We start from the raw sequence: 25,234 nt of genomic DNA on the forward strand, positions 1-25,234 counted from the left end.
GGGCGTTGCCTTTCGTGGTGGTGGACTGAGGTTCAGCTGTCGGCTGCGGGCGGCTCGGCGGCGGGCGGCTGGTCGGCAACCGGCACGGCGCGCTCGATGCGCACGCGCGAGCCCTGCAGCTCGATGACCCGGATGCGCGTGTCGCGCGGGATGGTCTCGTCGGCGAACGCGAGTCGCGTCTCGATCTCGTGCGGGCCGTCGAGGCTCACCTCGCCGGACGTCGTCGTCACGGTCGAGCGGGTGACTCCGTAGAGGCCGACGGGCGAGCTCGGGGTGCCGTCCTCGCTGCGGCGGAGGCTGCGGATGAGCACCTGCACGCCGATGAACACGATGACGCCGATGACGGCCGAGATGAGGTACGCCGACCAGTCGGGCAGGCCGTTCGCGATCGCGACGGCGCCCGAGGCGCCGAACACCGTGAGCGCGCTGCCGACGGCGGTGCCGGAGAGCGCGCCGTCGAGGAAGTCGAGGATCTCGTCGAACACGAGCGAGAAGACGACGAGCAGCAGTCCGATTCCGCCGACGATGAGGAAGGGGAGCATGCGTCGAGTCTAGGGGCGCTGGGGGCGGGGACCGAGGGGCGTTTCCGAGTCGCATGCCCCCGCGTGCCGCCTGCGGCGGCGCGCTCCCGCCAGACCCGATGCCAGCGACTCGGAAACGCCCCTCGGTCCCCGCTCGGGCTCCTATGCGCGACGCGGCATGCGGGCGGTGCGACGCTGGAACGATGCGTTTCGTCAGCCGGCTGCTCCTCGCTCCACTGGCCCGGCTCGTGTTCCGCCCGCGCGTGATCGGCCGCCGCAACGTGCCGAAGCGCGGTGGCGTCATCCTCGCCTCCAACCACCTCGCGTTCATCGACAGCATCGTGCTGACGCTCGTCGCCCGCCGCTCGGTCTCGTTCATGGCGAAGTCGGCCTACTTCACCGGCCGCGGCCTGAAGGGCCGCCTGCAGCGCGCGTTTTTCAGCGGCGTCGGCGCCGTGCCGGTCGAGCGCGGCGCGGGCTCCGCGGCGCAGGACGCGCTCGACGCGGGCCTCCGCGTGCTCGAGGCGGGCGACGCGTTCTCGATCTACCCCGAGGGCACCCGCTCGCGCGACGGCCGTCTCTACCGCGGCCGCACGGGCGTCGCGTGGCTCGCGCTCACGGCGGGCGTGCCCGTCGTGCCCGTGGGCCTCATCGGCACCGATCGGATGCAGCCGGGCGGCAAGGGACCCATCCGCTTTGCGCGCGTCACGGTCGAGTTCGGCGAGCCGATCGACCTCTCGTCCTTCGGCCCCGCCACCTCGGGACGCGCCCGGCGCGAGGCGACGGATGCCGTCATGGCCGCCATCCAGCGCCTCTCCGGCCAGGAGGAGGCGGGCGTCTACAACGAGCCGCCGCCCGCGACCGTGCGCGAGCGCGTGGGCCGCATCCTGCACCCCGAGCGCCGCTGAGCCGGCGGCCCGCTGCCATGCGCGCGGGTGCGCGCGCAACCGGGTGTGCCGCGGTCGGGCACGGGGATAACGTCATCGCATGACGTTCAACGAGGGCTCCGACATCAGCAAGGGTCGCGCACGCCGGCGCACGGGCGGCATCGCGGTCGGCGGCGGGGCCGGCGTCATCGGCCTCATCGTCGTGCTCGTGGGCGCGTTCACGGGGTTCGACCTCACGCCGCTTCTCGGCGGGGGCACGGGCGGCGGCGGCGGCGGGCAGGACTCGTCGCTCGAGCAGTGCCAGACCGGCGAGGACGCCAACACGAACCTCGACTGCCGCATGCAGGGAGCGGCCGCGTTCCTCGACAGCTACTGGACCGACCAGTTCGAGACCGGCTACCGGGCCTCCGAGGTGATCCTCTTCACGGGCTCCACGAACACCGGATGCGGCGGCGCGACGAGCGCGGTCGGCCCGTTCTACTGCCCGCCCGACGAGATGATCTACCTCGACACCGGCTTCTTCGACGAGCTCACGAGCCGCTTCGGTGCGAACGGCGGCCCGGCCGCGCAGCTCTACGTCATCGCGCATGAGTGGGGCCACCACATCCAGAACATCACGGGCCGCATGGACGGCCTCGACACCTCCCAGACGGGCCCGACCTCCGACGGCGTGCGACTCGAGCTGCAGGCCGACTGCTACGCGGGTGCGGCGCTCGGCGCGGCCGAGACGACGGAGGACGAGAACGGCGTGCCGTTCCTCGACCCGCTCACCGACGCGGAGTGGGCGGATGCGCTGAGCGCGGCATCCGCTGTCGGCGACGACAGCATCCAGGAGCAGACGCAGGGCCAGGTGACGCCCGAGACGTGGACGCACGGCGCGAGCGAGCAGCGGCAGCGCTGGTTCCAGGCGGGCCGCACGGGCGGCTGGACGGCGTGCGACACCTTCGCCGCGAGCGGCTCGTCGCTCTGAAGCTTTCCTGTAGGGATCCCCACCGAGATTGGCGGGTTCCCACAACGAGCGGTGGGCCCGGATGCGCCCCCTTCGTACGGCGCGGACCACGTGTTGGACGCGCCCCGCGGCGCCGACCTACCGTGAGGTCATCCCCGATCTCCCCTCATGGAGGACGTCATGACGCGCACCGACGCCGTAACCCAGACCCCCGAGGCCGCCACCGTCGACCTGCCCGACGAGGTGGCCACGCCCCGCAGCGCAGCGAGCGAGTCGGCCGAGCTCACGGTCGACGTCGCGTGGCTCGGAGAGTACCTGCTCGGCCGCTGGGCCGAGGACCGCAAGGCGTCCCGCGCCCTCGCCTCGCGCCCCGAGTTCTGGTACCAGGGCGGGCTGACGCTCGACGAGCACCGCACCCGCGTGCTCGGCCAGCTGCACCGCCTCGTCGAGGAGGACGCCGTGCACCGCGCCTTCCCGACGCGCTTCGGCGGCCGCGACGACCACGGCGGCAACATCGCCGCGTTCGAGGAGCTCGTGCTCGCCGACCCGTCGCTGCAGATCAAGTCGGGCGTGCAGTGGGGCCTCTTCGCCGCCGCGATCCTGCACCTCGGCACCGAATACCACCACGAGAAGTTCCTGCCCGCGGCCATGAGCCTCGAGGTGCCGGGCGCCTTCGCGATGACGGAGATCGGCCACGGCTCGGATGTCGCCTCGGTCGCCACGACCGCGACCTACGACCCCGACACCGACGAGTGGGTCATCAACACCCCGTTCCGCGCCGCGTGGAAGGACTACCTCGGCAACGCGGCCCTTCACGGCCGTGCGGCGACCGTCTTCGCGCAGCTCATCACTGGTGGCGTCAACTACGGCGTGCACGCGATCTACGTGCCCATCCGCGACGAGAAGGGCCAGCTCCTCCCCGGCGTGCAGAGCGAGGACGACGGCCTCAAGGGCGGTCTCAACGGCATCGACAACGGCCGCCTCGCGTTCGACCACGTGCGCGTTCCCCGCACCAACCTGCTCAACCGCTACGGCGATGTCGACGAGAACGGCGTCTACACCTCGCCCATCGAGAGCCCCGGCCGCCGTTTCTTCACGATGCTCGGCACGCTCGTGCAGGGTCGCGTGTCGCTCGACGGCGCCTCGACGCTCGCGTCGAAGCTCGCGCTGCACATCGCGATCACCTATGGCACGCAGCGCCGGCAGTTCACGGGTGGCACGAGCGACGAGGAGGTGCTGCTCGACTACGGGCGCCACCAGCGCCGCCTGCTGCCGCGCCTCGCGCAGACCTACGCGATGTCGTTCGCGCACGAGGAGTTCCTCGACCTCTTCGACCGCGTCTTCTCGGGCGTCGAGGACACGACCGAGACCCGCGAGGACCTCGAGACGATCGCGGCGGCCCTCAAGCCGCTCTCCACGTGGGGTGCGCTCGACATCCTGCAGGAGGCCCGCGAGGCGTGCGGCGGCTCCGGCTTCATGGCCGAGAACCGTCTCACCCAGCTGCGCAGCGACCTCGACATCTACGCGACCTTCGAGGGCGACAACAACGTGCTCCTGCAGCTCGTCGCCAAGCGCCTGCTGACCGACTACGCCAAGAAGTTCAAGAACGCGGATGCCGGGGCGATGGCCCAGTACGTCGCCGGCCAGGTGGGTGAGGCCACCGTCAACCGCACGGGCCTCCGCCAGCTCGGCCAGGCGATCGCCGACTTCGGCTCGACCGCCCGCTCCGTCGGCTTCGTGCGCGACGAGGCGTCGCAGCGCCAGCTGCTCACCGACCGCGTGCACACGGCCGTCGCGGAGCTCGCCGGGAAGCTGCGCCCCGCATCCAAGCTGTCGCCGGTCGACGCGGCTGCGCTCTTCAACCGCTACCAGAACGACCTCATCAAGACGGCGCGCGCCCACGGCGAACTGCTGCAGTGGGAGGCGTTCACGCGGGCGCTCGCGAAGGTGCCCGAGGGCGACACGAAGCAGGTGCTCACGTGGCTGCGCGACCTGTTCGGCCTCGGCCTCATCGAGAAGGATGCCGCGTGGTACCTCACGCACGGCCGCCTCTCGGGCCAGCGCGCGGCCGCCATCACGGCGTACATCGACGACCGTCTGCTGCCCCGCATCCGGGCCCACGCGCTCGACCTCGTCGGCGCCTTCGGCCTCACGCCCGAGCTCGTGCGCGCGCCGATCGCGTCGGGTGTCGAGCAGCAGCGGCAGGACGAGGCCCGCGGCTACTACGCCGAGCTCCGCGCCTCGGGCGAGGCGCCCGTCGACGAGAAGACGCTCAGGAAGCAGAAGGCCGCGAAGAAGTAGCGGCACCCGTCTCGCGCACGCGGCCGAGGCCCTCCCGGGGGCCTCGGCTTCGCGTTGCGAGGTCGTCGATCGCGGGGCCCTCGATGAGCCGGCCGGTCGCCTCGAAACGCGAGCCGTGCGCGGGGCAGTCCCACGTCTTCTCGGCCGCGTTCCAGCGCACGATCGCGCCCGCGTGCGGGCACACGAGGCACACCTCGGTCGTTCCGCGCTCGGATGCGATGGTCGCCGTCGGCAGCAGTCGCGTGTCGTCGTCCTCGCGGCGGGCACGCACGACGCGGGCCACGGCCTCGGCGTAGCCGCGGGCGTACCACGCGAACACGGCGGCGCTCGCGCCGAGACCCACGCCGACCGTCTGCGGGAGGGTGGGCCGCATCCCGAGCACGCGCTGCCAGCCCTCGCGCTTGCCCGTGAGGTCGGCCTCGAGCAGCACGGCGGCCGCGACGGCGCCCGTCATGCCCCACTTCTCGTAGCCGGTCGCGAGGTAGGCGCGCTTGCGCGTGCGCGGCATCCATCCGACGAACGGGATGCCCGAGAAGGGCGCGTAGTCCTGGGCCGACCAGCGGTGGGTCGGCTCGGCGCCCGGCCAGTGCTGCTGCGCCCATCGCTCGAGCTCGCCGTAGGGGTCGGCGTCGTCGTCCTGGCGGCCGACGCCGTGGCCCGCGCCGCCGACGACGAGCGCACCGCGATGCCAGCGGACGCTGTGCGCGGGGCTTCCGGCGCTGAGGAACATGCCGGTGCCCTCGGTGCCCTCGGTGCCCGCCGCGCCCTCGGGCGGGCGGAGCGCGACGGCGTAGCTGCGCTGCGCCTCGACCTTCATCCAGTAGAGGCCGCGCCGCAGCTGCGGGGTTCCGGTCGCGAGTACGACGGTCGGCGCCGACACGGTGCCGAGGGCGGTGTGCACGACGGTGCGGTCGCCGAACTCGAGCCGCTGAACGCGGGCGCCCTCGACGATGACGCCGCCCAGCTCCCGCACGTCGGAGGCGAGTTGCGCGAGCACCTCCATGGGGTCGAACTGCACCTGGTCGTCGAGCACGATCGCCCCGAAGCCGGGGTCGGGGAGCTGGGCGCCGTCCTCCCAGCGCACGGGGAGGCCCGCATCCGTCGCCGCCGCGTACTCCTTCTTGAGGGCGTCGAGCTGGTCGGGCGTCTCGGCCCACGTGACCGAGGGGCGGCGGTCGAACGGCACGCCGCGGCTCTCGAGGTAGTCGACCATCCAGTCGAACGCGGCGCGCTGACTGTCGACGTAGGCCTGGAAGACGGGGCGCACGTTGCGGCTCTTCACGCGCTGCAGCTTGACCCCCTGCAGCAGGCTCAGCTTCGCGGTCGTGTTCCCCGTCGCGGCTGCGCCCACGTCGCGCGACTCGAGCACGATGACGCGGCGTCCGCGGCGGGCGAGCAGCAGCGCGGTCGTGAGGCCCGTGAGGCCGGCGCCGACCACGACGTGGTCGAACTTGCCGCCCTCGGGGAAGGGGTCGGTCGGGATCGCGGGGCGTCCGGCTCGCCAGAGTGACGTCATGCCGCGACGGTACGCGCGGGCGGGCGCGCGGCGCATCGGGCTTGACGCGATGGGCGGATGCGCCTATCGGCTCGGCGGGCGGAGGCGCGGCCGGCGCGTCGGTCGTCAGTCGTCGAGGTAGTCCTCGAGCTCCTCGCGGAGGGTCTGCAGCGCGCGCGAGCGGGCGATGCCCGAGAGCGGCTTCGTGCGGCCGGCGCCCGGCACGGATGCGGCGGCCTGGGTGATCTCGTCGAGCGCGCGCAGTCGGGCCTCGGCGATGACGCCGCGCACGGCCTCCTCGTCGGCGGCGAGGCGACGCAGCTCCTCCGCGAGCTCCTCGAGCACCCGGATTCGGCGCTTCAGTCGGCGCGTGTCGACGGCGTGGTAGTCGTCCGCGGTGATCGCGCGACCCCGCCGCCCGTGGGCCTTCTGCCGCGCCTTCTCGAGGCGCTCGGCATCCGTCTCGGCCTGCGTCGCGAGCAGCTCGAACTCGCGGCGCACGGCATCCGCGTACCAGTCCTCGTCGAAGCCGCGGTCGTCGCGCAGGGCGCGCACGAGCATGAGGTTCTTGGCCGCCTGACGCACGGCCGCGAGCGACACGATGGTCGCGTCGGCGACCATCTCGCTTCGGCGCGGCTGACGGGTCATCGCCGCCCACGCTAGCGCGGCCGCGGGTCACCACGTGCAGGCCCCACGCGCGCTGACCGGTCGGTTTCTGGCCCTAAACCGGGTGAATGAGGCCGATAACCGACCACTCAGCGGTAGATTACTTCGCATGCGAACTAACACGGATGCCGCGTTCGCCGTCGAGGTGCCGCGCGGCCGGGTGGTCGGCCGGGTGCGCATGCCCGAGAGCGCCCCTTCCGGCGTCGTCGTGATCCACCCCGCGACGGCCACGCCCGAGCGGTTCTACGCCGCCTTCGCCGGGTACGCGACCTCGCGCGGCCTCGCTGCCGTCACCTACGACCTGCACGGCACGGGCGCATCGGGCGACCCGCGCGAGCACCGCGGCACCCGGATGCGCGACTGGATGAGCGAGGACGTCCCCGCCGTCGCCGCGTGGACGCGCGAGCAGTTCCCCGGCCTCCCGCTCTCGGCGGTCGGGCACAGCATCGGCGGCCACGCCATGGTGCTCGGGTACGGGCTCGAGGGCGTCTCGCGCTTCGCGACGGTCGCGAGCCACGTGGCGTCGACGCGCCGCATCGCATCCCTCGGCGAGCGGATGCGCGTGGCCGCGATCCTCAACGTCGTCGGCCCGGGCCTGAGCCGCGCCCTCGGCTACATGCCCGGGCGGCGGCTCGGCCTCGGCGAGGACATGCCCGCCGCCGCCATGATCGAGTGGGGTCGCTGGTCGCGGCACGACGGCTACTTCTTCGACGACCCGACGATGGGTGCCGCGGAGGCTGCGGCGCGCGTGACGGTGCCGGCGCTCATGGTCGGCGCCTCGGACGACCCGTGGGCGTCGCCGCGGCAGGTCGACGCGCTCGCGGCGCGCCTCGAATCCGCTGCCCCCGAGCGGCGCACCTTCACACCCGACGAGCTCGGCGTCGCGAAGGTCGGCCATCACGGGCTACTGCGCCGCGGCGTCGGCGAGCGGGCGTGGCCCGAGCTGCTCGACTGGCTCACCGATGGGCGCCCGGCGTGAGCGCCCCGCGCCTCGTCTTCGGCCTCATGCGGGCGGAGCGCGGCGTGCGCCGCTGGATCGACGCGCGGGCCGGCCACGCCGCGGTGGGCGCCGCGGGTGCCGGGGTACTGTTCCACCTCGCCCGGCACGAGCCGAGCACCGTGACAGATGTCGCGCGCGCCCTCGAGGCGTCGCCCGCGGGCGCGACGGGCCTGCTCAACCGGCTCGCCGCATCCGGGGTGATCGAGAAGAGCACAGACCCGGATGACGCGCGCGTCGTGCGCGTGCGCCTCACGGATGCGGGCCGCGCGCTGCTGCCCGAAGCGGCGGCCGCGCTCGCCGACCTCAACGCCGCCCTCACGGCGGGCTTCACCCCCGCCGAGCTCGAGGTCGTCGACCGCTGGCTCGCGCAGGCGGCTGGCATCCCTCGCGACCGGTCGTAGATCCGCCTCAAACCGCGGTTTGGGCACGAAATGCGACCACTCGCGAGGACCGCGCGGGATGACGCGCCCCCGAGAACGAGCGAAGCCCCTGCGCAACGCAGGGGCTTCGAGTGGTGGCTCCGACGGGCGTCGATCCCGTGACCTCACGATTTTCAGTCGTGCGCTCTACCAACTGAGCTACAGAGCCTCAGCGGCTGCGCCGCTGATTGTGCGAGAGCCTCCCCTTTCGGAAAGGCTCTCGACCAGCGACCCTGACGGGACTTGAACCCGCGACCTCCGCCGTGACAGGGCGGCACGCTAACCAACTGCGCTACAGGGCCTTGCATATTCAGTTTGATCGGTTGGTGACCCCAACGGGATTCGAACCCGTGCTGCCGCCGTGAAAGGGCGGTGTCCTAGGCCACTAAACGATGGGGCCATGACGGCGAACCGCATAGCAACCGAGGGTCAAGCATACGTGGCGATCGCCATTAACGCGAATCGAGCGCCGACGCCCGCCGACGCACCGTGGAAGAGGCCATTTCCGGCCGTCTCGGAGCCGCGGCGGCGGCGGATGCGCCCCATCGCGTTTCGCGGATGCGGGCGCGCCCTGCACGGGAACTTCAACTGATAGTTGAGGCTTGACCCGCCGACCGGGCATCCTGGTATGCGCGACGGCTGTTGTTAGTGTGGTTGATGTTGCTCATGTGACATAACGACGCGGCTGTCGCAGGGAAACGGGGAGACATGCAGTACCGAGGGGGAGCGGAGCGCACGAGCGCCCGCCGACGCACGCGCGCCAGCGCGCCCATCGCGGCCATCGCATCCGTGCTCCTGACGATCACGCTCGGCGTGCAGCCGGCCGTCGCCGCGCCCGCGGACTACCCCAGCTGGGCCGACGTGCAGGCCGCCAAGCGCGACGAGGCCACCGCCAAGGCGAAGCTCGACTCCCTCAACAAGGCGATCGTCGCTGCGCAGGCAGAGGTCGACCGCACCCAGGCCGAGGCGCAGAAGGCAGGCGAGGAGTACGCCGCCGCCGAGGAGGCGTACGACGCGCAGGTGCTCGTCGTCGCCAAGCTGCAGGAGCAGCGCGCCGCAGCGCAGGCCGAGGCCGACGAGGCGAAGCGCCAGTCGACGCAGCTCATCAACAACCTCGCCAAGCAGGGCGGCACCGACCTCACCGCGGGACTCTTCAGCGACTCCGGCGACGCCGACGGCTACCTCTACCGCATCGGCACCATGCAGAAGGTCACCGAGCGCAACGGCGCCGTCTACGCGCGCGCCCTCCAGCTGCAGAACACCGCCAAGTCGCTCGCCGAGCAGGAGCAGGTCGCCCAGGACAAGCTCGCCGAGCTCAAGGCCGAGGCCGAGGCGAAGTTCCAGGTCGCGCAGGAGGCCGCCGCCGCGGCCGCCACGAAGCTCGCGGAGCACGAGGAGGCGAAGGCGAAGGCGCAGGCCCTCGTCGCCTACCTCACCGACCGCCGCGAGGTCACCGAGGCCGACTACCTCGAGGGCATCCGCCAGCAGTGGGGCTCGGGCGCCGCGGGCGAGGTGAGCGCGAGCGGATGGGCGCGCCCCGCCGCCGGCTACATCTCGAGCAGCTTCGGCTGGCGCTACCACCCGATCTACCACGTGTGGAAGGGCCACTCCGGCGTCGATCTCGCGGGCCAGGGCTGCGGCGCCCCCATCTACGCCGCCCACGCCGGACGCGTCACCTACGCCGGCTGGTACAGCGACCTCGGCAACTACATCACCATCGACCACGGCGACGGCACCTCGTCGGGCTACGGCCACATCATGCCCGGCGGCATCGGCGTGCACGTCGGCCAGCAGGTCGGCCCCGGCCAGCTCATCGCGAAGGTCGGCACGACGGGCGGCTCCACGGGCTGCCACCTGCACTTCATCATCCGCGTCAACGGCGACCTCACCGACCCGGTGCCGTTCATGCGTCAGCGGGGCATCACCCTTGGCTGAGCGGATGCGGCGGTCGCGATGACCCCGCCGAGACCCGGGCACGCGACGACAGCCGCCGTGTCCCTCGCTGCGGCGTTCGCGCTCACGGCCACCGGCGCGGCCCCCGGCGCCGCGGCGGCGCCGATGCTGCGCGGCGACTACCCGACCTGGTCGGAGGTGCAGGCCGCGAAGCAGAACGAGGCGGCCACGCGCGCCGAGGTCGCCAAGATCGAGAAGCTCGTCATCGACCTGCTCGCCGAGTCCGACCGGCTCGGCAAGGAGGCGCTCATGGCGGCCGAGGAGGCGAACCTCGCACGCGCCGCGCTCGCCGACGCCGAGGCCAAGTCGACGCGCCTGTCCGCCCAGCTCGTCGACGCGCAGAAGCGGGCCGACGACTCGGCGGCCCTCGCATCCGGTCTCGTGGCGCGCCTCGCGCGCGCGGGCGGCGGCAACGCCTCCATGGCGCTCGCGTTCTCGTCCGAGTCGGATGCCGACGAGCTGCTCGCGCGCCTCGGCACGATGTCGAAGCTCAGCTCGTCGTCCGCGGCGCTCGTCGAGCGCGCGCTCTTCGACAAGAAGGCGCTCGGCTCCCTCCAGGAGGAGGCGGTCGTCGCCGAGAAGGAGCGTAAGCGACTTGCGGATGCCGCGCAGCAGGCCGCCGACGCGGCCGCGGAGGCAGCATCCGCCGTCGAGGCGCAGCTCGCGCAGCACGCGTCGACCCAGGCGGTCATGTATGCCCAGCTCGCGAGCCTCAAGGGCACCACGGCGGAGCTCGAGCGGCAGTACATCGAGGGGCTCGCCAACCAGCCGACGACCCCGCCGGCGCAGCAGCCGGGGAGCCCGGGTGGCACGCCGGGCTCGGGGCAGCCGACGCAGCAGCCCACCCAGGCGCCGACCCAGCAGCCGACGCAGCAGCCGAGCCCGACGCCGACGCAGCAGCCGGGCAACCCGCCGCCCGCCGACCCGACTCCCCCGCCGCCCGTGCCCTCGCTCGTCGACGGAGCGATCGCGTTCGCGAAGGCGCAGCTCGGCAAGCCCTACGGCAACTCGATGGGTCCTAACGCGTACGACTGCGCGGGCCTCGTGAAGGCGGCGTACGCATCCGTCGGCGTGTACGTCGGACCGTGGGGCTCGACGAGCCAGTACAACTACCTCGCCGGGCAGAACCGGCTCGTGCCGGTCGGGCAGATCCAGGCGGGAGACCTGCTGTTCTACTCGACGGGCGGATCCGCGAGCGCCACCAAGTACCACGTCGCGATCTACCTCGGCGGCGGGCAGATGCTCGAGGCGCCGTACCCGGGGCTCACCGTGCGCATCACGTCGATGCGCACCCTCGACCTCGTGCCGTACGCGGGGCGGCCGACGGGGTAGCCCTCCGCCGCGCGCCCTGCGCCTCACCCGCTGGTCGAGTGCGTTCGGCCGCGCCCTGGGCGCGACCGAACGTGTATCGAGACCCTACGTCTGAGGACGTGCGGAAGCGACCAGCGGGCGGTACTGCCCGCGCGGGTCAGACATCCGTCGGGTTTCGATACGCCGTGCGTCGCGCGCTCCGCGCACGGCGCGCGGCACTCAACCAGCGGGAGAGCGCGCCAGAATCCTCAGTGCTGGTAGGCCGCGATGCCGGCCTTGACGATCTCCTCGGCCTCGGCGGCGTCGCCCCAGCCCTCGGTCTTGACCCACTTGCCGGGCTCGAGGTCCTTGTAGTGCTCGAAGAAGTGCTCGATCTCCTTGCGGGTGTACTCCGGGATGTCGTCGACGTCCTGGATGTGCGACCAGCGCGGGTCCTTGGCGGGCACGGCGATGACCTTGGCGTCGGAGCCGCCGTCGTCGGTCATCTTGAAGACGCCGACGGGGCGCACGTTGACGCCGACGCCCGGGAAGAGCGGGTACTCGAGCAGCACGAGCACGTCGACGGGGTCGCCGTCGAGGCCGAGGGTGTTCTCGAAGAACCCGTAGTCGGTGGGGTAGACGAAGCCGGTGAAGAGCACGCGGTCGAGGAACACGCGTCCCGTCTCGTGGTCGACCTCGTACTTGTTGCGGCTCCCCTTGGGGATCTCGATGACGGCGGGGTACTCGGCCATTTCGTCTCCTGGTGTCGTTGTGCGCGGTGCGCGGAATAACGTTAGCCGATGCCTGTCGACGCCTCGCGCCCCCGTCTCACGCCCGCCCGCGCCGACATCCGCCGTGCGGTGCGCGCCGTCCTCGCCGACGTGGGCGGCGTCGGCACAGACGAGCTCGTGCTCGTCGCGCTGTCGGGCGGGGCCGACTCGCTCGCCCTCGCGGCGGCGACCGCGTTCGAGGCGCCGCGGGCCGGCATCCGGGCGGGCGCCGTGATCGTCGACCACGGGCTGCAAGGGGGATCGGATGCCGTGGCCGCGCGGGCAGCGGACCAGGCGCGCGCGCTCGGCCTCGACCCCGTGCGCGTCGTGCGCGTCGAGGTGGGCGCCGAGGGTGGCCCCGAGGCGGCGGCGCGCGAGGCGCGGTACGCCGCGCTGCACGCCCAGGCGCGCGAGCTCGACGCCGTCGCCGTGCTGCTCGCCCACACCCTCGACGACCAGGCCGAGACCGTGCTGCTCGGTCTCGCACGTGGCAGCGGCGCAGCCAGCCTCGCCGGCATGGAGCCCGTCGCGGGGCTCCTGCGCCGGCCGCTGCTCGGCATCCGTCGCGAGGCGACGCGGCAGGCGTGCCTCGACGAGGGGCTCGAGCCGTGGGACGACCCGCACAACGCGGACCCCGCCTACGCGCGCGTGCGGGTGCGCGAGCGCGTGCTGCCCGTGCTCGAGGCGGAGCTCGGGCCCGGCATCGCGGAGGCGCTCGCCCGCACGGCCGAGCAGGCGCGCGAGGACGCGGAAGCGTTCGAGCAGCAGATCGAGGAGATCATCGAGGACATCTGCGAGCCCGCCGAGGCCGGCATCGCCGTGTCGGTGCGCGCCCTTGCGGCGAACCCCGCCGCGCTGCGTCAGCGCATCATCCGCTTCGTCGTGCAGGCGGAGTTCGGCACCTCGCTCACGCGCGCGCAGACGCTCGAGGTGGCGCGGCTCGTCACCGACTGGCACGGGCAGGGTCTCGTCGACCTGCCCGGCATCACGGCGCGACGCGAGGGCGGCCTGCTCGTCTTCTCCGCCGCATAGTTCCCGTTCCGCGTGTTTGTTCCCGAAGGAACGGGTGCGAACACGCGGAACGGGAACTCTGGCGAGCGGCTTAGGGTTGGAGCATGGAAGCGTCCCAGATCGAGGGTGACCTGTCCGAAGTTCTGCTCAGCGAGGCGGACATCCACGAGCGGATCGCCGAGCTGTGTCGCGAGATCGAGCGCGACTACGAGGGCCGCGAGCTGCTGCTCGTCGGCGTGCTGCGCGGCGCCGTCATGGTGATGGCGGATGTCGCGCGCGAGCTGCGCCGCCACATCGAGATGGACTGGATGGCGGTGAGCTCCTACGGCGCCGGCACGCAGTCGTCGGGCGTCGTGCGCATCCTCAAGGACCTCGACAGCGACCTCACGGGCCGCCACGTGCTCATCATCGAGGACATCATCGACTCGGGCCTCACCCTCTCGTGGCTGCGCGAGAACCTCGAGAGCCGCGGTGCCGCATCCGTCGAGATCTGCGCCCTGCTGCGCAAGCCGGAGGCTGCGAAGGTCGAGGTCGACGTGCGCTACGTGGGCTTCGAGATCCCGAACCACTTCGTCGTCGGCTACGGCCTCGACTACGCCGAGAAGTACCGCAACCTCCGCGCCGTCGGCATCCTCGCCCCGCACGTGTACAGCTGAGGCCTTTCGTCAAACGCTGCAGCGTTCGGCCGGGCGCGCCAGAGATGACTGCCGCGCGAGGCTGAGGGCTGCAGCGTTTGTGGGCTCAGCCTCGGGCGAACACCCAGACGGGTGCGGGAGGCGGGCGGTAGCCTGAGGGGCACGTCTCAGAGGAAAGGATGCGGGTGCCCGCCCGCACGCACATGGACTTCAAGCGCATCTTCCGTGGCCCGCTCGTGTACATCGTGCTGGGCGCCATCATCCTGATCGTCGGCTTCAACCTGCTGACGGCCTCCGGGTTCCGTGCCATCACGACCCAGCAGGGCCTCGAGCTGCTGAACGGCTCGACCGTCGAGAAGGTCAAGATCGTCGACGGCGAGCAGCGCGTCGACCTCACCCTCGACAAGGCGTACACGGCCGACGACGTCGACTACGGCACGCAGGTGCAGTTCTACTACGTCGAGCAGCGCGGCGAGGAGATCGTCACGGCGATCACCGACTCGAAGGCCGCGTTCGACGACGAGGTGCCGCAGACGAACTGGTTCACGAGCCTGCTCGGCATCCTCATCCCGTTCCTGCTCATCGGCGTCATCTTCTGGTTCCTGTTCTCGTCGATGCAGGGCGGCGGCAATCGCGTCATGCAGTTCGGCAAGTCGCGCGCGAAGCTCGTCTCGAAGGAGAGCCCCAAGGTCACATTCGCGGATGTCGCGGGCGCCGACGAGGCGGTCGAGGAGCTCGAGGAGATCAAGGACTTCCTCAAGGACCCGTCGAAGTTCCAGGCGGTGGGGGCGCGCATCCCGAAGGGCGTGCTGCTCTACGGCCCTCCCGGTACCGGTAAGACGCTCCTCGCACGCGCCGTCGCGGGTGAGGCGGGCGTGCCGTTCTACTCGATCTCGGGTTCGGACTTCGTGGAGATGTTCGTGGGTGTCGGCGCGAGCCGCGTGCGCGACCTCTTCGACCAGGCGAAGCAGAACGCGCCGGCCATCATCTTCGTCGACGAGATCGACGCCGTCGGCCGCCACCGCGGCGCGGGCCTCGGCGGCGGGCACGACGAGCGCGAGCAGACGCTCAACCAGCTGCTCGTCGAGATGGACGGCTTCGACCCGAAGACGAACGTCATCCTCATCGCGGCGACCAACCGCCCCGACATCCTCGACCCCGCCCTCCTGCGCCCCGGCCGCTTCGACCGCCAGATCGGCGTCGACGCACCCGACCTGAAGGGTCGCGAGAAGATCCTCGAGACGCACGCCAAGGGCAAGCCGATGTCGAAGAACGTCGACCTCGAGGTGCTCGCGCGCAAGACGCCCGGCTTCACGGGCGCCGACCTCGCGAACGTGCTCAACGAGGCCGCGCTCCTCACGGCCCGCAGCAACGCGCAGCTCATCGACAACCGCGCGCTCGACGAGGCCGTCGACCGCGTCATGGCCGGTCCTCAGCGCCGCACGCGCGTCATGAAGGACAAGGAGAAGCTCATCACGGCCTACCACGAGGGCGGTCACGCGCTCGCGGCGGCGGCGATGAACCACACCGACCCCGTCACGAAGGTCACGATCCTTCCGCGCGGCCGCGCCCTCGGCTACACGATGGTGCTGCCCCTCGAGGACAAGTACTCGGTCACCCGCAACGAGCTGCTCGACCAGCTCACCTACGCGATGGGCGGCCGCGTCGCCGAGGAGATCGTGTTCCACGACCCGACCACGGGCGCGAGCAACGACATCGAGAAGGCCACGGCGACCGCACGCAAGATGGTCACCGAGTACGGCATGAGCGCCAACATCGGCGCCGTGAAGCTCGGCCAGTCGCAGGGCGAGGTGTTCCTCGGCCGCGACATGGGCCACCAGCGCGACTACTCGGAGGAGCTCGCCGAGAAGGTCGACATCGAGGTGCGCGCGCTCATCGAGCAGGCGCACGATGAGGCGTACCAGGTGCTGAGCGACAACCGCGACATCCTCGACGAGCTCGCCCGCCAGCTCATCGAGAAGGAGACCCTCGACCACACCCAGCTGGCCGAGATCTTCGCGAACGTGCGCAAGCTGCCCGAGCGTCCGCAGTGGCTCTCGAGCGAGAACCGCCCGATCAGCGACCTCCCGCCGATCCAGATCGCGGCATCCGCTCCCGTCGACCCGGATGCGGTGGACGCGGGCGTGGACTCGGAGCCCAGCCAGCCCAAGCGCGCGCCGCGTCCGCGGCAGACGCCGGGCATCGCACCCGCGTAGAGTCCGAACGTGCCCATCGACTCGGAGCGCATCGAGGCGGCCGTCGTCGAACTGCTGCGCGCGATCGGCGAGGACCCGGACCGACCCGGCCTCGCCCAGACGCCTGCGCGCATCGCGGCGTCGTACGCCGAGCTGTTCGCGGGCCTCGACGAGGATCCCCTCGAGCACCTCGCCGAGTCGGCGGAGTTCGCGGGCGAGGACTCGTCGGGTGAGCTCGTGATCGTGCGCGACATCGCGTTCCGCTCCACGTGCGAGCATCACCTGCTGCCGTTCACGGGCGTCGTGCACGTCGCCTACGCGCCGGGTGAGCGCATCGTGGGTCTCGGCAAGCTCGCGCGCGTCGTCGAGACGCTGAGCTCGCGCCCGCAGCTGCAGGAGCGCCTGGGCGACCAGATCGCCGACGCGATCGAGCGGGGTCTCGCCCCGCGCGGCGTGCTCGTCGTGCTCGACGCGCGGCACGGTTGCGTGACGGCGCGCGGCACCCGCCAGGCGCACTCGACGACGGTCACCGTCGCGAGTCGCGGCGACCTCGCGGATGCGGCGGAGCGCGCGGGCGTGCTCGCCCTCATCGGCGCGGGGGCCGGCTCGGCGATCCCGGAGGCGGAGCTCCCGTGACGGCGATCCTCGGCGTGCTCAATGTGACGCCCGACTCGTTCAGCGACGGCGGGCGCTGGGAGCGGCTCGACGACGCGGTCGCACATGCGCAGCGCATGCGCGACGCGGGCGCCGACTGGATCGACGTGGGCGGCGAGTCGACCCGTCCGGGCTCGGTGGCGGTCGACCCGCGCGAGGAGCAGGACCGCGTGCTGCCGGTCGTGCGCGCGCTCGCCGACGCGGACATCCCGGTGTCGATCGACACGCGCAACGCCGCCACGGCGCGCGCGGCCGTCGAGGCGGGCGCGACGATGATCAACGACGTCTCGGGCGGTCTCTACGACCCGCACATGGGCCCCGTCGCGGCGGAGACGGGCGTGCGGTTCGTCGTCATGCACTGGCGCGGCGGCGTGGATGTCGCCCCCGAGTACATCGACGTCGTCTCGGAGGTGCGCTCCGAGCTCAAGGCGCGCCTGGCCGAGCTCATCGTGTTCGGTGTGAAGCCCGAGCAGCTCATCATCGACCCGGGCCTCGGCTTCGCGAAGACGGCGCAGCACAACTGGGAGCTGCTGCGCGGCCTCGACCAGCTCACCCAACTCGCGCCCGTGCTCATCGGCGCCTCGCGCAAGAGGTTCCTCGGGCGCCTGCTGCCGCCGAACGCGCCGCTCGGCAAGCGCGACGCGCCGACGGCGACGATCAGCGCCCTCGCCGCATCCGCGGGCGCGTGGGGTGTGCGCGTGCACGACGTCGCGGCGACGCGGCTCGCCCTCGACGTGTGGGACCACTGGAAGACGGGAGGCGCCGGTGACAGCGACTGACTCGATCGCCCTGACGGGGCTGCGCGCGATGGGCTACCACGGCGTGCTGCCGCACGAGCGCGTCGAGGGGCAGCTCTTCGTCGTCGACGTCGTGCTGCACCTGCCGCTCGGGCCGGCCGCCGCGGGCGACGACCTCGCGGCGACGGTCGACTACGGCGTGCTCGCGAACCGCGTCGTCGCGGCCGTCGAGTCGGAGCCCGTCGATCTCATCGAGACGGTCGCGGAGCGCATCGCGAACCTCGTGCTCGAGTACCCGAGCGTCGAGTCGGTCGACGTCACGGTGCACAAGCCGTCCGCGCCCATCGAGGTGCCGTTCGCGGATGTCGCGGTCACGGTGCGCAGGAGCCGCGCGTGAGCGCCGGCGTCACCGCGGTCGTCGCGTTCGGCTCGAACCTCGGCGACCGCGCGGCCATCATCCAGGCCGCCGCCGACGAGCTCGCGGCGACGGACGGCGTCGAGCTCGTGGCCATCGCGCCCGCGATCGAGACCCCGGCCGTGCGTCCGTACGGGATCGACCGCGAGGCGCCCGCGTATCTCAACACGGTCGCCGTGCTCACGACGACCCTCGAACCGGGTGAGCTGCACGAGGTGCTGCGGCGGCTCGAGGACGCGCACGGGCGCACGCGCACGGAGCGCTGGGGCGACCGCACGCTCGACCTCGACCTCATCGCCTTCGGCGACCTCGTGCAGGACGATCCCGAGCTGACGCTCCCGCATCCGCGCGCCCACGAGCGCGACTTCGTGCTGCGCCCGTGGCTCGTCGCCGACCCGCTCGCCGAGCTGCCTGGCCACGGCCCGGTCGAGAAGCTGCTGGCCGAGCTCGACGGGGGAGCCGCGTGACGCGCACCCGCCCCGGTCTGCTCGCGCTGCTCGCGCTCGGTGCGGGTGTCGTGGCGATCGCGCTGCAGCTGGGCCTCGGCGCCGTGGGGCTGTCGAAGATCGTGCCGCAGGTGACGCTCGCCGTGACGCTCGTGCTCATCGCGGTCGTCGTGGTCGTGATCGCGCTGCCCGTGCGCCGGGCGACGCGAGCAGCCCGCGATCGGGCGGCGGATGCGCCTCCCCGCCCGCGCGTGGACCCCTTCTACGCGACGCGCGTCGTGCTCATCGCGAAGGCGTCGGCGGTGACCGGCTCGCTGCTCGGGGGAGCGGCCGCGGGGCTCGTGGGCGAGCTCCTCATCCGTCCCGTGAGCGCGGCCTCGTCGGTGTGGGCGGGGGTCGCGATGCTCGTCGGCTCGGTGCTGCTCCTCGTGGCCGGTCTGCTCGCCGAGGGCTGGTGCGTGCTGCCTCCCGACGACGAGGATCAGCCTCCCGTCGCCTCGCATCCCTGACGCCGGAATCGCTGCCTGACCGGGGGTTACGAAACTCTCGTTGCAAATGGTGACGTTCACATGTTAACGTCACCATCGCAACACATACCCAGAGGCGATGCTCAAGGACGAGCACACAGCGAGGGCGCACTGCAGCGTCCCGGGCATTCCTCAAGAGAACGGAACCAAGGAAGGATCCTGTCTTGAAGCGAACCACGAAGATCGCCGTCACGGCGGCCGCGATGGCCATGCCCATCGCGCTCGTCCTGAGCGGCTGCAGCAGCGACGGCGGAAACGGCGGCGGCGGAAGCGGTGACGAGAACACCCTCACCGTCTGGACCTGGGACCCGGCGTTCAACATCTACGCCATGCAGGAGGCCGAGAAGGTCTACCAGCAGGACAACCCGGACTTCAAGCTCGAGATCGTCGAGACCCCCTGGGACGACCTGCAGACCAAGCTCACGACGCTCGCGCAGTCGCAGGAGTTCGACGAGCTCCCCGACATCCTGCTCATGCAGAACAACGCGTTCCAGAAGAACCTCATCAACTACCCGGACGTCTTCACCGACATCACCGACTCGGGCATCGACTTCTCGGAGTTCCCGCAGGCGGTGGCCGACTACTCGACGCTCGACGGCGCCAACTACGGCGTGCCGTTCGACGCGGGCACGGCGATCGGCGCGTACCGCACCGACGTGCTCGCCGAGGCCGGCTACACGATCGAGGACTTCACCGACATCACGTGGAGCGAGTTCCAGACCAAGGCCGAGGATGTGCTCGCCAAGACCGGCAAGCCGCTGCTCTCGGGTCAGGCCGGCTCGTCCGACATGATCATGATGATGCTCCAGTCGGCGGGCGCGAGCCTGTTCGACAAGGAGGGCAACCCCACGATCGCCGACAACGCGGTGCTCGAGGAGGCCATCGAGGTCTACGCGAACCTCGTGAAGTCGGGCGTCTTCGTCGAGGTCAACTCGTGGGACGAGTACATCAGCACGTTCGTGAACGGCTCGGTCGCCGGCACGATCAACGGCGTGTGGATCGTCGGCTCGATCCAGACCGCCGAGGACCAGGCGGGCAACTGGGGCGTCACCAACCTCCCCAAGCTCGACGGCGTCTCCGGCGCGACGAACTACTCGGCCAACGGCGGTTCGTCGTGGGTCGTGACCTCGAACGCGAACGTCGACCTCGCGACGGACTTCCTCGCGAAGACCTTCGGCGGCTCGACCGAGCTCTACGACACGATCCTGCCGAAGGCCGGCGCGGTCGCGAACTGGATCCCCGCGGGTGACAGCGACGTCTACGGCCAGCCGGTCGACTTCTTCGGAGGCCAGGCGATCTTCGCCGACGTCGTCGCGTTCGGTGCCGAGGTGCCGAGCAACAACACGGGCGTCTACTACTACGAGGGCCGCGACTCGGTGAGCGCCGCGATCACGAAGATCATCGGCGGTGCCGACGTGAAGACCTCGCTCGAGGAAGCGCAGGCCACGGTCGAGTTCGCGATGGGCTGACCCGGCTGATGCCGGTGGGCGGGGGAGACCCCGCCCACCGGCACCACCACGCCCCCATCGACGACGAACACGACCACGACCACACAGACGACGAGGACTGAGGTGCCGAAGTGAGTGCGCTGACCGCGACGCCCAAGGGGGCGTCCCGCGCGCGGGGGAGGAACCCGCGACGCGACGACCGGAGGTTCGGGATGGACCGCCGGCTCAACCTGACCGGGTGGGCTTTCCTGGCGCCCGCCGCCATCCTCATCGTGCTCGTGAACTTCGTGCCGATGATCCAGGCGTTCATCCTGTCGCTCCAGACCGGACGCGGCGCGAACCTGAGCTTCGCCGACCCGCTCTGGTACAACTACCAGCGACTGTTCGGTGACGAGATCTTCAAGCAGACGCTCGTCAACACCTTCATCTACCTGATCATCCAGGTGCCGATCATGCTCATCCTGGCCATGATCCTGGCGAACCTGCTCAACAACCCGAACCTCAAGGCGAAGGCCTTCTGGCGCACCGCGATCTTCCTGCCCGCGGCGGTGTCGCTCGTGTCGTACTCGCTCGTGTTCCGCACGATCTTCGCGAACGACGGCTTCATGAACGACTTCCTCGCGCTGTTCAGCGTGCCGCCGGTCAACTGGCTCGGCGAGCCCGAGACCGCGCGATTCGTGCTCATCCTCGGCCTCCTGTGGCGGTGGACGGGCTACAACATGATCTTCTTCCTCGCGGGCCTGCAGAACGTCGACCGCTCGACGATCGAGGCCGCCCGCATCGACGGCGCCAACTCGTTCCAGACCTTCTGGCGCGTGACGGTGCCGCAGCTGAAGCCGATCATCCTGTTGACGGCGATCCTGTCGACCAACGGCACGCTCCAGCTCTTCGACGAGTCGTGGAACCTGACCAAGGGCGGTCCGGCCTACGCGTCGATGTCGATGTCGCACTACCTCTACGAGGTCTCGTTCCAGCGCAACCCGAACTTCGGCTACGGCGCCGCGCTGTCGTACGTGATCCTCATCCTCGTGGCCGTCCTGGCCTTCATCCAGCTGCGGGTCGGTGACAAGCGTGATTAAGAAGTCCACCCTCCGGGCGGTGCCCGGCTACGCGTTCCTCGGGATCTGGACCCTGTTCTCCCTCTTCCCGCTCTACTTCATGGTCGTCGGCTCGACGAACACGAGCCAGGATGTGCTCGGCTCGCGGCTCATCCCGGGCGGCGCGCTCTTCGAGAACGCCGTCAAGCTCTTCAAGGCCCAGGATGTCGGGGCCGCGCTGTTCAGCTCCTTCTTCATCGCGGTGGGCACGACGGTGCTCGCGCTCATCATCTGCTCGGTCGCGGGCTACGGTTTCGAGGTCTACCACTCGAAGGGCAAGGACCGCGTCATGGGCGTGCTCCTTCTCGCGATGATGATCCCGTTCGCGGCGACGATGATCCCGCTCTTCCAGGTCTTCGCGAAGCTCGGGATGGTCAACTCGCTCTGGGCGGTCGTGATCCCCGCGATCTCGACGCCGCTGCTCATCCTGCTTTTCCGGCAGTCGTCGCGCGCGTTCCCGAGCGAGATCCTCGAGGCGGCGCGGATGGACGGCCTCAACGAGCTGTCGATCTTCGCGCGCATCTACGTGCCGACGATGAAGGCGACCTTCGCGGCCGCCGGCGTCATCACCTTCATGACGGCGTGGAACAACTTCCTGTGGCCTCGCGTGATCCTCATCAAGAACGAGGTTCAGACGATGCCCATGCTCATCTCCAATCTCAGCGCGGGGTACGTCACCGATTACGGCGTGCTCATGCTCGCGGTGCTGATCGCCTCGCTTCCGGCGATGGTCGTCTTCCTCGTGCTGCAGCGCGCATTCGCCAACGGCATCGTGGGAGCCATCAAGTGACATTCGACCTCACCCGTCTCGCCGACCCCCGGGTCGTCTCCGAGAACCGAGTGGCCGCCCACTCCGATCACCGGTGGTTCCGCGACTCCGCGGAAGCCGCATCCGGTCGGAGCGGGTACGAGCAGCTGCTCAGCGGCACGTGGAAGTTCCACTACGCCCCGAACCCCGACCTCGCGGTCGAGGGCTTCGAGGCGGCGGACTTCGACGCGTCGGGTTGGGACGACATCCCGGTGCCCGCGCACATCCAGCTGCAGGGCTACGACCGCCCGCAGTACGTCAACGTGCAGTACCCGTGGGACGGCTGGGAGCAGGTGGAGCCCGGTCAGGTGCCGACGCTCTTCAACCCCGTCGCGAGCTACGTGCGCGACTTCGAGCTCGACCGTCCGCTCGACGACGGCGAGACGGTGTCGGTCGTGTTCGCGGGCGCGGAGAGCGCCATCGCGGTGTGGTGCAACGGCCGCTACGTCGGCTACGGCACCGACAGCTTCACGCCCAACGAGTTCGACCTCACCGAGGTGCTCGTGCCGGGCGTCAACCGCCTCGCGGTGCAGGTGTTCAAGTTCTCGAGCGGATCGTGGCTCGAGGATCAGGACATGTTCCGGTTCTCGGGCATCTTCCGCGACGTCGTGCTCGCACGTCGCCCGCGCGCCCACATCGAGGACCTGCGTGTGCGCACGGCCCTCGCCGACGACTTCTCGAGCGCCGAGGTGCGCGTCGAGGTCGCGCTGCGGGGAGAGGGCACCGTCACCGGCCGTCTCGAGGGCGCAGGGGACCTCGAGCCGGCCGGCGAGGGCGTCTACGTCGTGCGCGTCGACGACCCGCGGCTGTGGAGCCCCGAGTCGCCCGCGCTCTACGAGCTCGTGCTCGAGGTGCGGGATGCGGATGGCGCGCTCACCGAGGTCGTGCCGCAGCAGGTGGGCATCCGCCGCTTCGGCATCGAGGACGGCATCCTGCGCCTCAACGGCGAGCGCGTCGTGTTCCACGGCGTCAACCGCCACGAGTTCGGACTCGAGGGCCGCGTCATGTCGCGCGAGCAGACCGAGGCCGACATGCGGGCGCTCAAGCGCATCAACGTCAACGCGATCCGCACGAGCCACTACCCCAACAACTCGTTCTTCTACGAGCTCGCCGACCGCCACGGCTTCCTCGTGATCGACGAGATGAACCTCGAGACGCACGGCATGTGGGACCGCCTGCGCTACCTCGGCCGCCCCGACGAGGAGGCCTTCCCGGGCGACCGGCCCGAGTGGCTTCCAGCGCTCCTCGAGCGCGCCGCCAACATGGTCGAGCGTGACAAGAACCACGCGAGCGTCGTCATGTGGTCGTGCGGCAACGAGTCGTACGGCGGCACCGACATCCTCGCCGTCGCCGACTGGTTCCGGGCGAACGACGACCGTCCGGTGCACTACGAGGGCACCGACTGGGATGCGCGGCACCCCGACATGAGCGACGTGCTGAGCAAGATGTACACGCCCGCCGCGCAGATCCCCGAGTACCTCGAGCAGAACCCCGGCAAGCCGTTCATCCTGTGCGAGTACGCGCACGCCATGGGCAACTCGTTCGGCGCCGTCGACGAGTACCTCGAGCTCGCCTACCGCGAGCCGCGCTTCCAGGGCGGCTTCATCTGGGACTTCTCCGACCAGGCGATCGCGATGACCGACCCCGACGGCCGCGCCTACTTCGGCTACGGCGGCGACAACGGGGAGTCGCCCCACGACGGCGACTTCTGCGGCAACGGCATCTTCTTCGCCGACCACTCCCCGTCGCCCAAGGCGCAGGAGGTCGCGAAGGTCTACGAGGGCCTCAAGGTCGCCGTCGAGCGCGGCTCCTTCACGGTCGTCAACCGCTACCTGGCGACGAGCTCGTCGGCCTTCGAGTGCGTCGTGACGCTCTCGCGCGAGGGTGAGCTGCTCGAGTCGGCCACGGTCGAGACGGATGTCGCGCCGGGCGAGAGCGCGACGCATCCGCTGCCCGTCACGGTGCCGGATGCGGCGGGCGAGTACGACGTCGTCGTGTCGTTCCGTCTGCGCGAGGCGACGACGTGGGCGGATGCCGGCCACGAGGTCGCGTGGGGTCAGGGCGTCTTCGGCGCGTGGGTTCCGCTCGCGCAGGTCGGGGTGGAGCCGCCGCGCGTCGTGCGCGGCATCCACAACACGGGTGTGCACGGCAGCCGCTTCCACGTGCTGTTCTCGCGCCTGCACGGCGGCCTCACGTCGTACCGCTTCGGCGAGGGGGCGGAGGGCGGCCGCGAGCTGCTGCGCGGCGTCGTGCGGCCGAACTTCTGGCACGCGCCGACGTCGAACGAGCGCGGATGGGGTGGCCCCGCCGAGGACGGGGCGTGGCTGCTCGCGAGCCGCTACGCGTTCACCCCGCCGGAGTCGCTCGACCCCGTCGTGACGGTCGAGGACGACGGCAGCGTCACGGCGGTGTACCGCTACGGCCTGCCGATCCAGCCCGCGACGGTGTGCGAGGTCGCGTACCGCGTCGACGGCACGGGACGCGTCGAGGTGACGCAGACGATGGAGCTCGCGGAGGGCCTCCCGGCGCTGCCCGAGTTCGGCACGATGCTCACGACGGCCGACCGCCTCGACACGTGGCGCTGGTACGGCGAGGGCCCCGAGGAGTCGTACGTCGACCGTCGCGGCGGCGCCCGCCTCGGCGTCTACGAGACGGATGTGCGCACGGCCCTCACGCCCTACCTGCGCCCGCAGGAGGCAGGCAGCCGCACGGGCGTGCGCTGGGCCGAGGTGACCGACGACCGCGGCGCGGGGCTGCGCTTCGACGCTCAGGACGGGATGGAGTTCTCGGCGTTGCCGTGGACGCCCGACCAGATCGAGGCCGCCGCGCATCCGACCGAGCTGCCGCCGAGCAACCGCACGGTGCTGCGACCCGCGCTCATGCGCCGGGGTGTCGCCGGTGACGACTCGTGGGGTGCCCGTACACTTCCTCAGTATCGGCTGCCCGTGGCGGGCACGCTCCGCTTCCGGTTCGGATTCACGGGGGTCTGAGATGGAGACGCGGCGTCCTT

General features: G+C 71.1%; 23 protein-coding genes and 3 tRNA genes. 19 read left to right on the plus strand and 7 right to left on the minus strand.

All coding sequences use genetic code 11. The annotated features are described in order from the left end of the window. Window positions 1-32: 32 nt before the first annotated feature. Window positions 33-542, minus strand: coding sequence for an NfeD family protein (locus H4J02_RS00825; RefSeq protein ID WP_187675259.1), 510 nt, complete (start codon window positions 540-542; stop codon window positions 33-35). 182 nt (window positions 543-724) lie between these two features. Between H4J02_RS00825 and H4J02_RS00830 the strand changes: the two genes are divergently transcribed. The 3 genes from H4J02_RS00830 (at window position 725) to H4J02_RS00840 (ending at window position 4,658) form a co-directional block, all read left to right on the plus strand. Next, on the plus strand, window positions 725-1,429 hold the full coding sequence (locus H4J02_RS00830; protein ID WP_262406159.1) for a 1-acyl-sn-glycerol-3-phosphate acyltransferase: 705 nt from the start codon (window positions 725-727) through the stop codon (window positions 1,427-1,429). A gap of 79 nt (window positions 1,430-1,508) precedes the next feature. Further along, on the plus strand, window positions 1,509-2,378 hold the full coding sequence (locus H4J02_RS00835; protein ID WP_187675261.1) for a neutral zinc metallopeptidase: 870 nt from the start codon (window positions 1,509-1,511) through the stop codon (window positions 2,376-2,378). A gap of 159 nt (window positions 2,379-2,537) precedes the next feature. Further along, entirely contained in the window at window positions 2,538-4,658 is a 2,121-nt protein-coding gene (locus H4J02_RS00840) for an acyl-CoA dehydrogenase (RefSeq protein ID WP_187675262.1), read from the plus strand. On the opposite strand, the gene H4J02_RS00845 is transcribed toward H4J02_RS00840, so the two are convergent. Together H4J02_RS00845 and H4J02_RS00850 are read right to left on the minus strand one after the other, a co-directional pair. Next, window positions 4,630-6,174 (minus strand): FAD-dependent oxidoreductase, encoded by a 1,545-nt coding sequence (locus H4J02_RS00845; protein ID WP_187675263.1) that lies wholly within the window; start codon window positions 6,172-6,174, stop codon window positions 4,630-4,632. The genes H4J02_RS00840 and H4J02_RS00845 overlap by 29 nt on opposite strands. Window positions 6,175-6,279: 105 nt before the next feature. Then, a complete protein-coding gene (locus tag H4J02_RS00850; protein ID WP_187675264.1) occupies window positions 6,280-6,801 on the minus strand; it encodes a hypothetical protein in 522 nt (173 codons plus the stop codon). 127 nt (window positions 6,802-6,928) lie between these two features. Here H4J02_RS00850 and H4J02_RS00855 point away from each other — a divergent pair, with 127 nt between their 5' ends. Then, the gene (locus H4J02_RS00855; protein WP_187675265.1) at window positions 6,929-7,798 is read left to right on the plus strand and encodes a serine aminopeptidase domain-containing protein; all 870 of its coding nucleotides are present in this window, start codon (window positions 6,929-6,931) and stop codon (window positions 7,796-7,798) included. Beyond that, complete coding sequence (locus tag H4J02_RS00860) at window positions 7,795-8,220, plus strand: MarR family winged helix-turn-helix transcriptional regulator (protein ID WP_187675266.1); 426 nt, start codon at window positions 7,795-7,797, stop codon at window positions 8,218-8,220. The genes H4J02_RS00855 and H4J02_RS00860 overlap by 4 nt, the downstream gene beginning before the upstream one ends. A 111-nt stretch (window positions 8,221-8,331) precedes the next feature. Here the strand turns inward: H4J02_RS00860 and H4J02_RS00865 are convergent. The 3 genes from H4J02_RS00865 to H4J02_RS00875 all read right to left on the minus strand — a co-directional run bounded on the left by H4J02_RS00865 (window position 8,332) and on the right by H4J02_RS00875 (window position 8,638). After that, a tRNA-Phe gene (locus tag H4J02_RS00865) sits at window positions 8,332-8,407 on the minus strand. A gap of 59 nt (window positions 8,408-8,466) precedes the next feature. Next, window positions 8,467-8,540, minus strand: a tRNA-Asp gene (locus H4J02_RS00870). Between the two features lie 22 nt (window positions 8,541-8,562). Next, a tRNA-Glu gene (locus tag H4J02_RS00875) sits at window positions 8,563-8,638 on the minus strand. A 308-nt stretch (window positions 8,639-8,946) separates the two neighbouring features. Between H4J02_RS00875 and H4J02_RS00880 the strand changes: the two genes are divergently transcribed. Then, window positions 8,947-10,173 (plus strand): M23 family metallopeptidase, encoded by a 1,227-nt coding sequence (locus H4J02_RS00880; protein WP_187675267.1) that lies wholly within the window; start codon window positions 8,947-8,949, stop codon window positions 10,171-10,173. An 18-nt stretch (window positions 10,174-10,191) separates the two neighbouring features. Further along, the gene (locus tag H4J02_RS00885) at window positions 10,192-11,523 is read left to right on the plus strand and encodes a C40 family peptidase (protein WP_187675268.1); all 1,332 of its coding nucleotides are present in this window, start codon (window positions 10,192-10,194) and stop codon (window positions 11,521-11,523) included. Between the two features lie 227 nt (window positions 11,524-11,750). Here the strand turns inward: H4J02_RS00885 and ppa are convergent, their stop codons facing one another. Further along, on the minus strand, window positions 11,751-12,233 hold the full coding sequence (ppa, locus tag H4J02_RS00890) for an inorganic diphosphatase (RefSeq protein WP_187675269.1): 483 nt from the start codon (window positions 12,231-12,233) through the stop codon (window positions 11,751-11,753). A gap of 48 nt (window positions 12,234-12,281) precedes the next feature. Here ppa and tilS point away from each other — a divergent pair, with 48 nt between their 5' ends. The 12 genes from tilS (at window position 12,282) to H4J02_RS00950 (ending at window position 25,214) form a co-directional block, all read left to right on the plus strand. Continuing rightward, entirely contained in the window at window positions 12,282-13,283 is a 1,002-nt protein-coding gene (gene tilS / locus H4J02_RS00895; RefSeq protein WP_187675270.1) for a tRNA lysidine(34) synthetase TilS, read from the plus strand. A gap of 83 nt (window positions 13,284-13,366) precedes the next feature. Then, the gene (gene hpt, locus H4J02_RS00900; RefSeq protein ID WP_187675271.1) at window positions 13,367-13,918 is read left to right on the plus strand and encodes a hypoxanthine phosphoribosyltransferase; all 552 of its coding nucleotides are present in this window, start codon (window positions 13,367-13,369) and stop codon (window positions 13,916-13,918) included. Window positions 13,919-14,100: 182 nt separating this feature from the next. After that, window positions 14,101-16,113: an ATP-dependent zinc metalloprotease FtsH gene (ftsH, locus tag H4J02_RS00905; RefSeq protein ID WP_187676366.1), complete on the plus strand. Its 2,013-nt coding sequence runs from the start codon at window positions 14,101-14,103 to the stop codon at window positions 16,111-16,113. A gap of 9 nt (window positions 16,114-16,122) precedes the next feature. After that, window positions 16,123-16,728 carry a GTP cyclohydrolase I FolE gene (gene folE / locus H4J02_RS00910; RefSeq protein ID WP_187675272.1) on the plus strand — a complete coding sequence of 202 codons (606 nt, stop codon included), beginning with the start codon at window positions 16,123-16,125 and terminating at the stop codon, window positions 16,726-16,728. Next, window positions 16,725-17,525, plus strand: a complete 801-nt coding sequence (gene folP, locus H4J02_RS00915; RefSeq protein ID WP_187675273.1) for a dihydropteroate synthase — start codon at window positions 16,725-16,727, stop codon at window positions 17,523-17,525. Before folE ends, folP begins: the two co-directional genes overlap by 4 nt. Continuing rightward, window positions 17,512-17,880 carry a dihydroneopterin aldolase gene (folB, locus tag H4J02_RS00920; protein ID WP_187675274.1) on the plus strand — a complete coding sequence of 123 codons (369 nt, stop codon included), beginning with the start codon at window positions 17,512-17,514 and terminating at the stop codon, window positions 17,878-17,880. The genes folP and folB overlap by 14 nt, the downstream gene beginning before the upstream one ends. Continuing rightward, on the plus strand, window positions 17,877-18,365 hold the full coding sequence (folK, locus tag H4J02_RS00925) for a 2-amino-4-hydroxy-6-hydroxymethyldihydropteridine diphosphokinase (protein WP_187675275.1): 489 nt from the start codon (window positions 17,877-17,879) through the stop codon (window positions 18,363-18,365). Before folB ends, folK begins: the two co-directional genes overlap by 4 nt. Beyond that, a complete protein-coding gene (locus H4J02_RS00930; protein WP_187675276.1) occupies window positions 18,362-18,853 on the plus strand; it encodes a DUF3180 family protein in 492 nt (163 codons plus the stop codon). Before folK ends, H4J02_RS00930 begins: the two co-directional genes overlap by 4 nt. A gap of 182 nt (window positions 18,854-19,035) precedes the next feature. Beyond that, window positions 19,036-20,340 (plus strand): ABC transporter substrate-binding protein, encoded by a 1,305-nt coding sequence (locus H4J02_RS00935; RefSeq protein ID WP_262406160.1) that lies wholly within the window; start codon window positions 19,036-19,038, stop codon window positions 20,338-20,340. 191 nt (window positions 20,341-20,531) lie between these two features. Continuing rightward, window positions 20,532-21,398 (plus strand): carbohydrate ABC transporter permease, encoded by an 867-nt coding sequence (locus H4J02_RS00940; protein WP_187675277.1) that lies wholly within the window; start codon window positions 20,532-20,534, stop codon window positions 21,396-21,398. Further along, the gene (locus tag H4J02_RS00945) at window positions 21,391-22,206 is read left to right on the plus strand and encodes a carbohydrate ABC transporter permease (protein WP_262406161.1); all 816 of its coding nucleotides are present in this window, start codon (window positions 21,391-21,393) and stop codon (window positions 22,204-22,206) included. The genes H4J02_RS00940 and H4J02_RS00945 overlap by 8 nt, the downstream gene beginning before the upstream one ends. Next, on the plus strand, window positions 22,203-25,214 hold the full coding sequence (locus H4J02_RS00950; RefSeq protein WP_187675278.1) for a glycoside hydrolase family 2 TIM barrel-domain containing protein: 3,012 nt from the start codon (window positions 22,203-22,205) through the stop codon (window positions 25,212-25,214). The genes H4J02_RS00945 and H4J02_RS00950 overlap by 4 nt, the downstream gene beginning before the upstream one ends. The last annotated feature ends 20 nt before the right edge of the window (window positions 25,215-25,234 follow it).

This window comes from Protaetiibacter sp. SSC-01 (genome assembly GCF_014483895.1).
Classification (GTDB): domain Bacteria; phylum Actinomycetota; class Actinomycetes; order Actinomycetales; family Microbacteriaceae; genus Homoserinibacter.

What these genes read in the sequence shown, in the direction of transcription:
- H4J02_RS00825 (WP_187675259.1), bottom strand. Translation starts at nt 542, where the DNA reads ATGCTCCCCTTCCTCATCGTCGGCGGAATCGGACTGCTGCTCGTCGTC.
- H4J02_RS00830 (WP_262406159.1), top strand. Translation starts at nt 725, where the DNA reads ATGCGTTTCGTCAGCCGGCTGCTCCTCGCTCCACTGGCCCGGCTCGTG.
- H4J02_RS00835 (WP_187675261.1), top strand. Translation starts at nt 1,509, where the DNA reads ATGACGTTCAACGAGGGCTCCGACATCAGCAAGGGTCGCGCACGCCGG.
- H4J02_RS00840 (WP_187675262.1), top strand. Translation starts at nt 2,538, where the DNA reads ATGACGCGCACCGACGCCGTAACCCAGACCCCCGAGGCCGCCACCGTC.
- H4J02_RS00845 (WP_187675263.1), bottom strand. Translation starts at nt 6,174, where the DNA reads ATGACGTCACTCTGGCGAGCCGGACGCCCCGCGATCCCGACCGACCCC.
- H4J02_RS00850 (WP_187675264.1), bottom strand. Translation starts at nt 6,801, where the DNA reads ATGACCCGTCAGCCGCGCCGAAGCGAGATGGTCGCCGACGCGACCATC.
- H4J02_RS00855 (WP_187675265.1), top strand. Translation starts at nt 6,929, where the DNA reads ATGCGAACTAACACGGATGCCGCGTTCGCCGTCGAGGTGCCGCGCGGC.
- H4J02_RS00880 (WP_187675267.1), top strand. Translation starts at nt 8,947, where the DNA reads ATGCAGTACCGAGGGGGAGCGGAGCGCACGAGCGCCCGCCGACGCACG.
- H4J02_RS00885 (WP_187675268.1), top strand. Translation starts at nt 10,192, where the DNA reads ATGACCCCGCCGAGACCCGGGCACGCGACGACAGCCGCCGTGTCCCTC.
- ppa (WP_187675269.1), bottom strand. Translation starts at nt 12,233, where the DNA reads ATGGCCGAGTACCCCGCCGTCATCGAGATCCCCAAGGGGAGCCGCAAC.
- tilS (WP_187675270.1), top strand. Translation starts at nt 12,282, where the DNA reads ATGCCTGTCGACGCCTCGCGCCCCCGTCTCACGCCCGCCCGCGCCGAC.
- hpt (WP_187675271.1), top strand. Translation starts at nt 13,367, where the DNA reads ATGGAAGCGTCCCAGATCGAGGGTGACCTGTCCGAAGTTCTGCTCAGC.
- ftsH (WP_187676366.1), top strand. Translation starts at nt 14,101, where the DNA reads ATGGACTTCAAGCGCATCTTCCGTGGCCCGCTCGTGTACATCGTGCTG.
- H4J02_RS00940 (WP_187675277.1), top strand. Translation starts at nt 20,532, where the DNA reads ATGGACCGCCGGCTCAACCTGACCGGGTGGGCTTTCCTGGCGCCCGCC.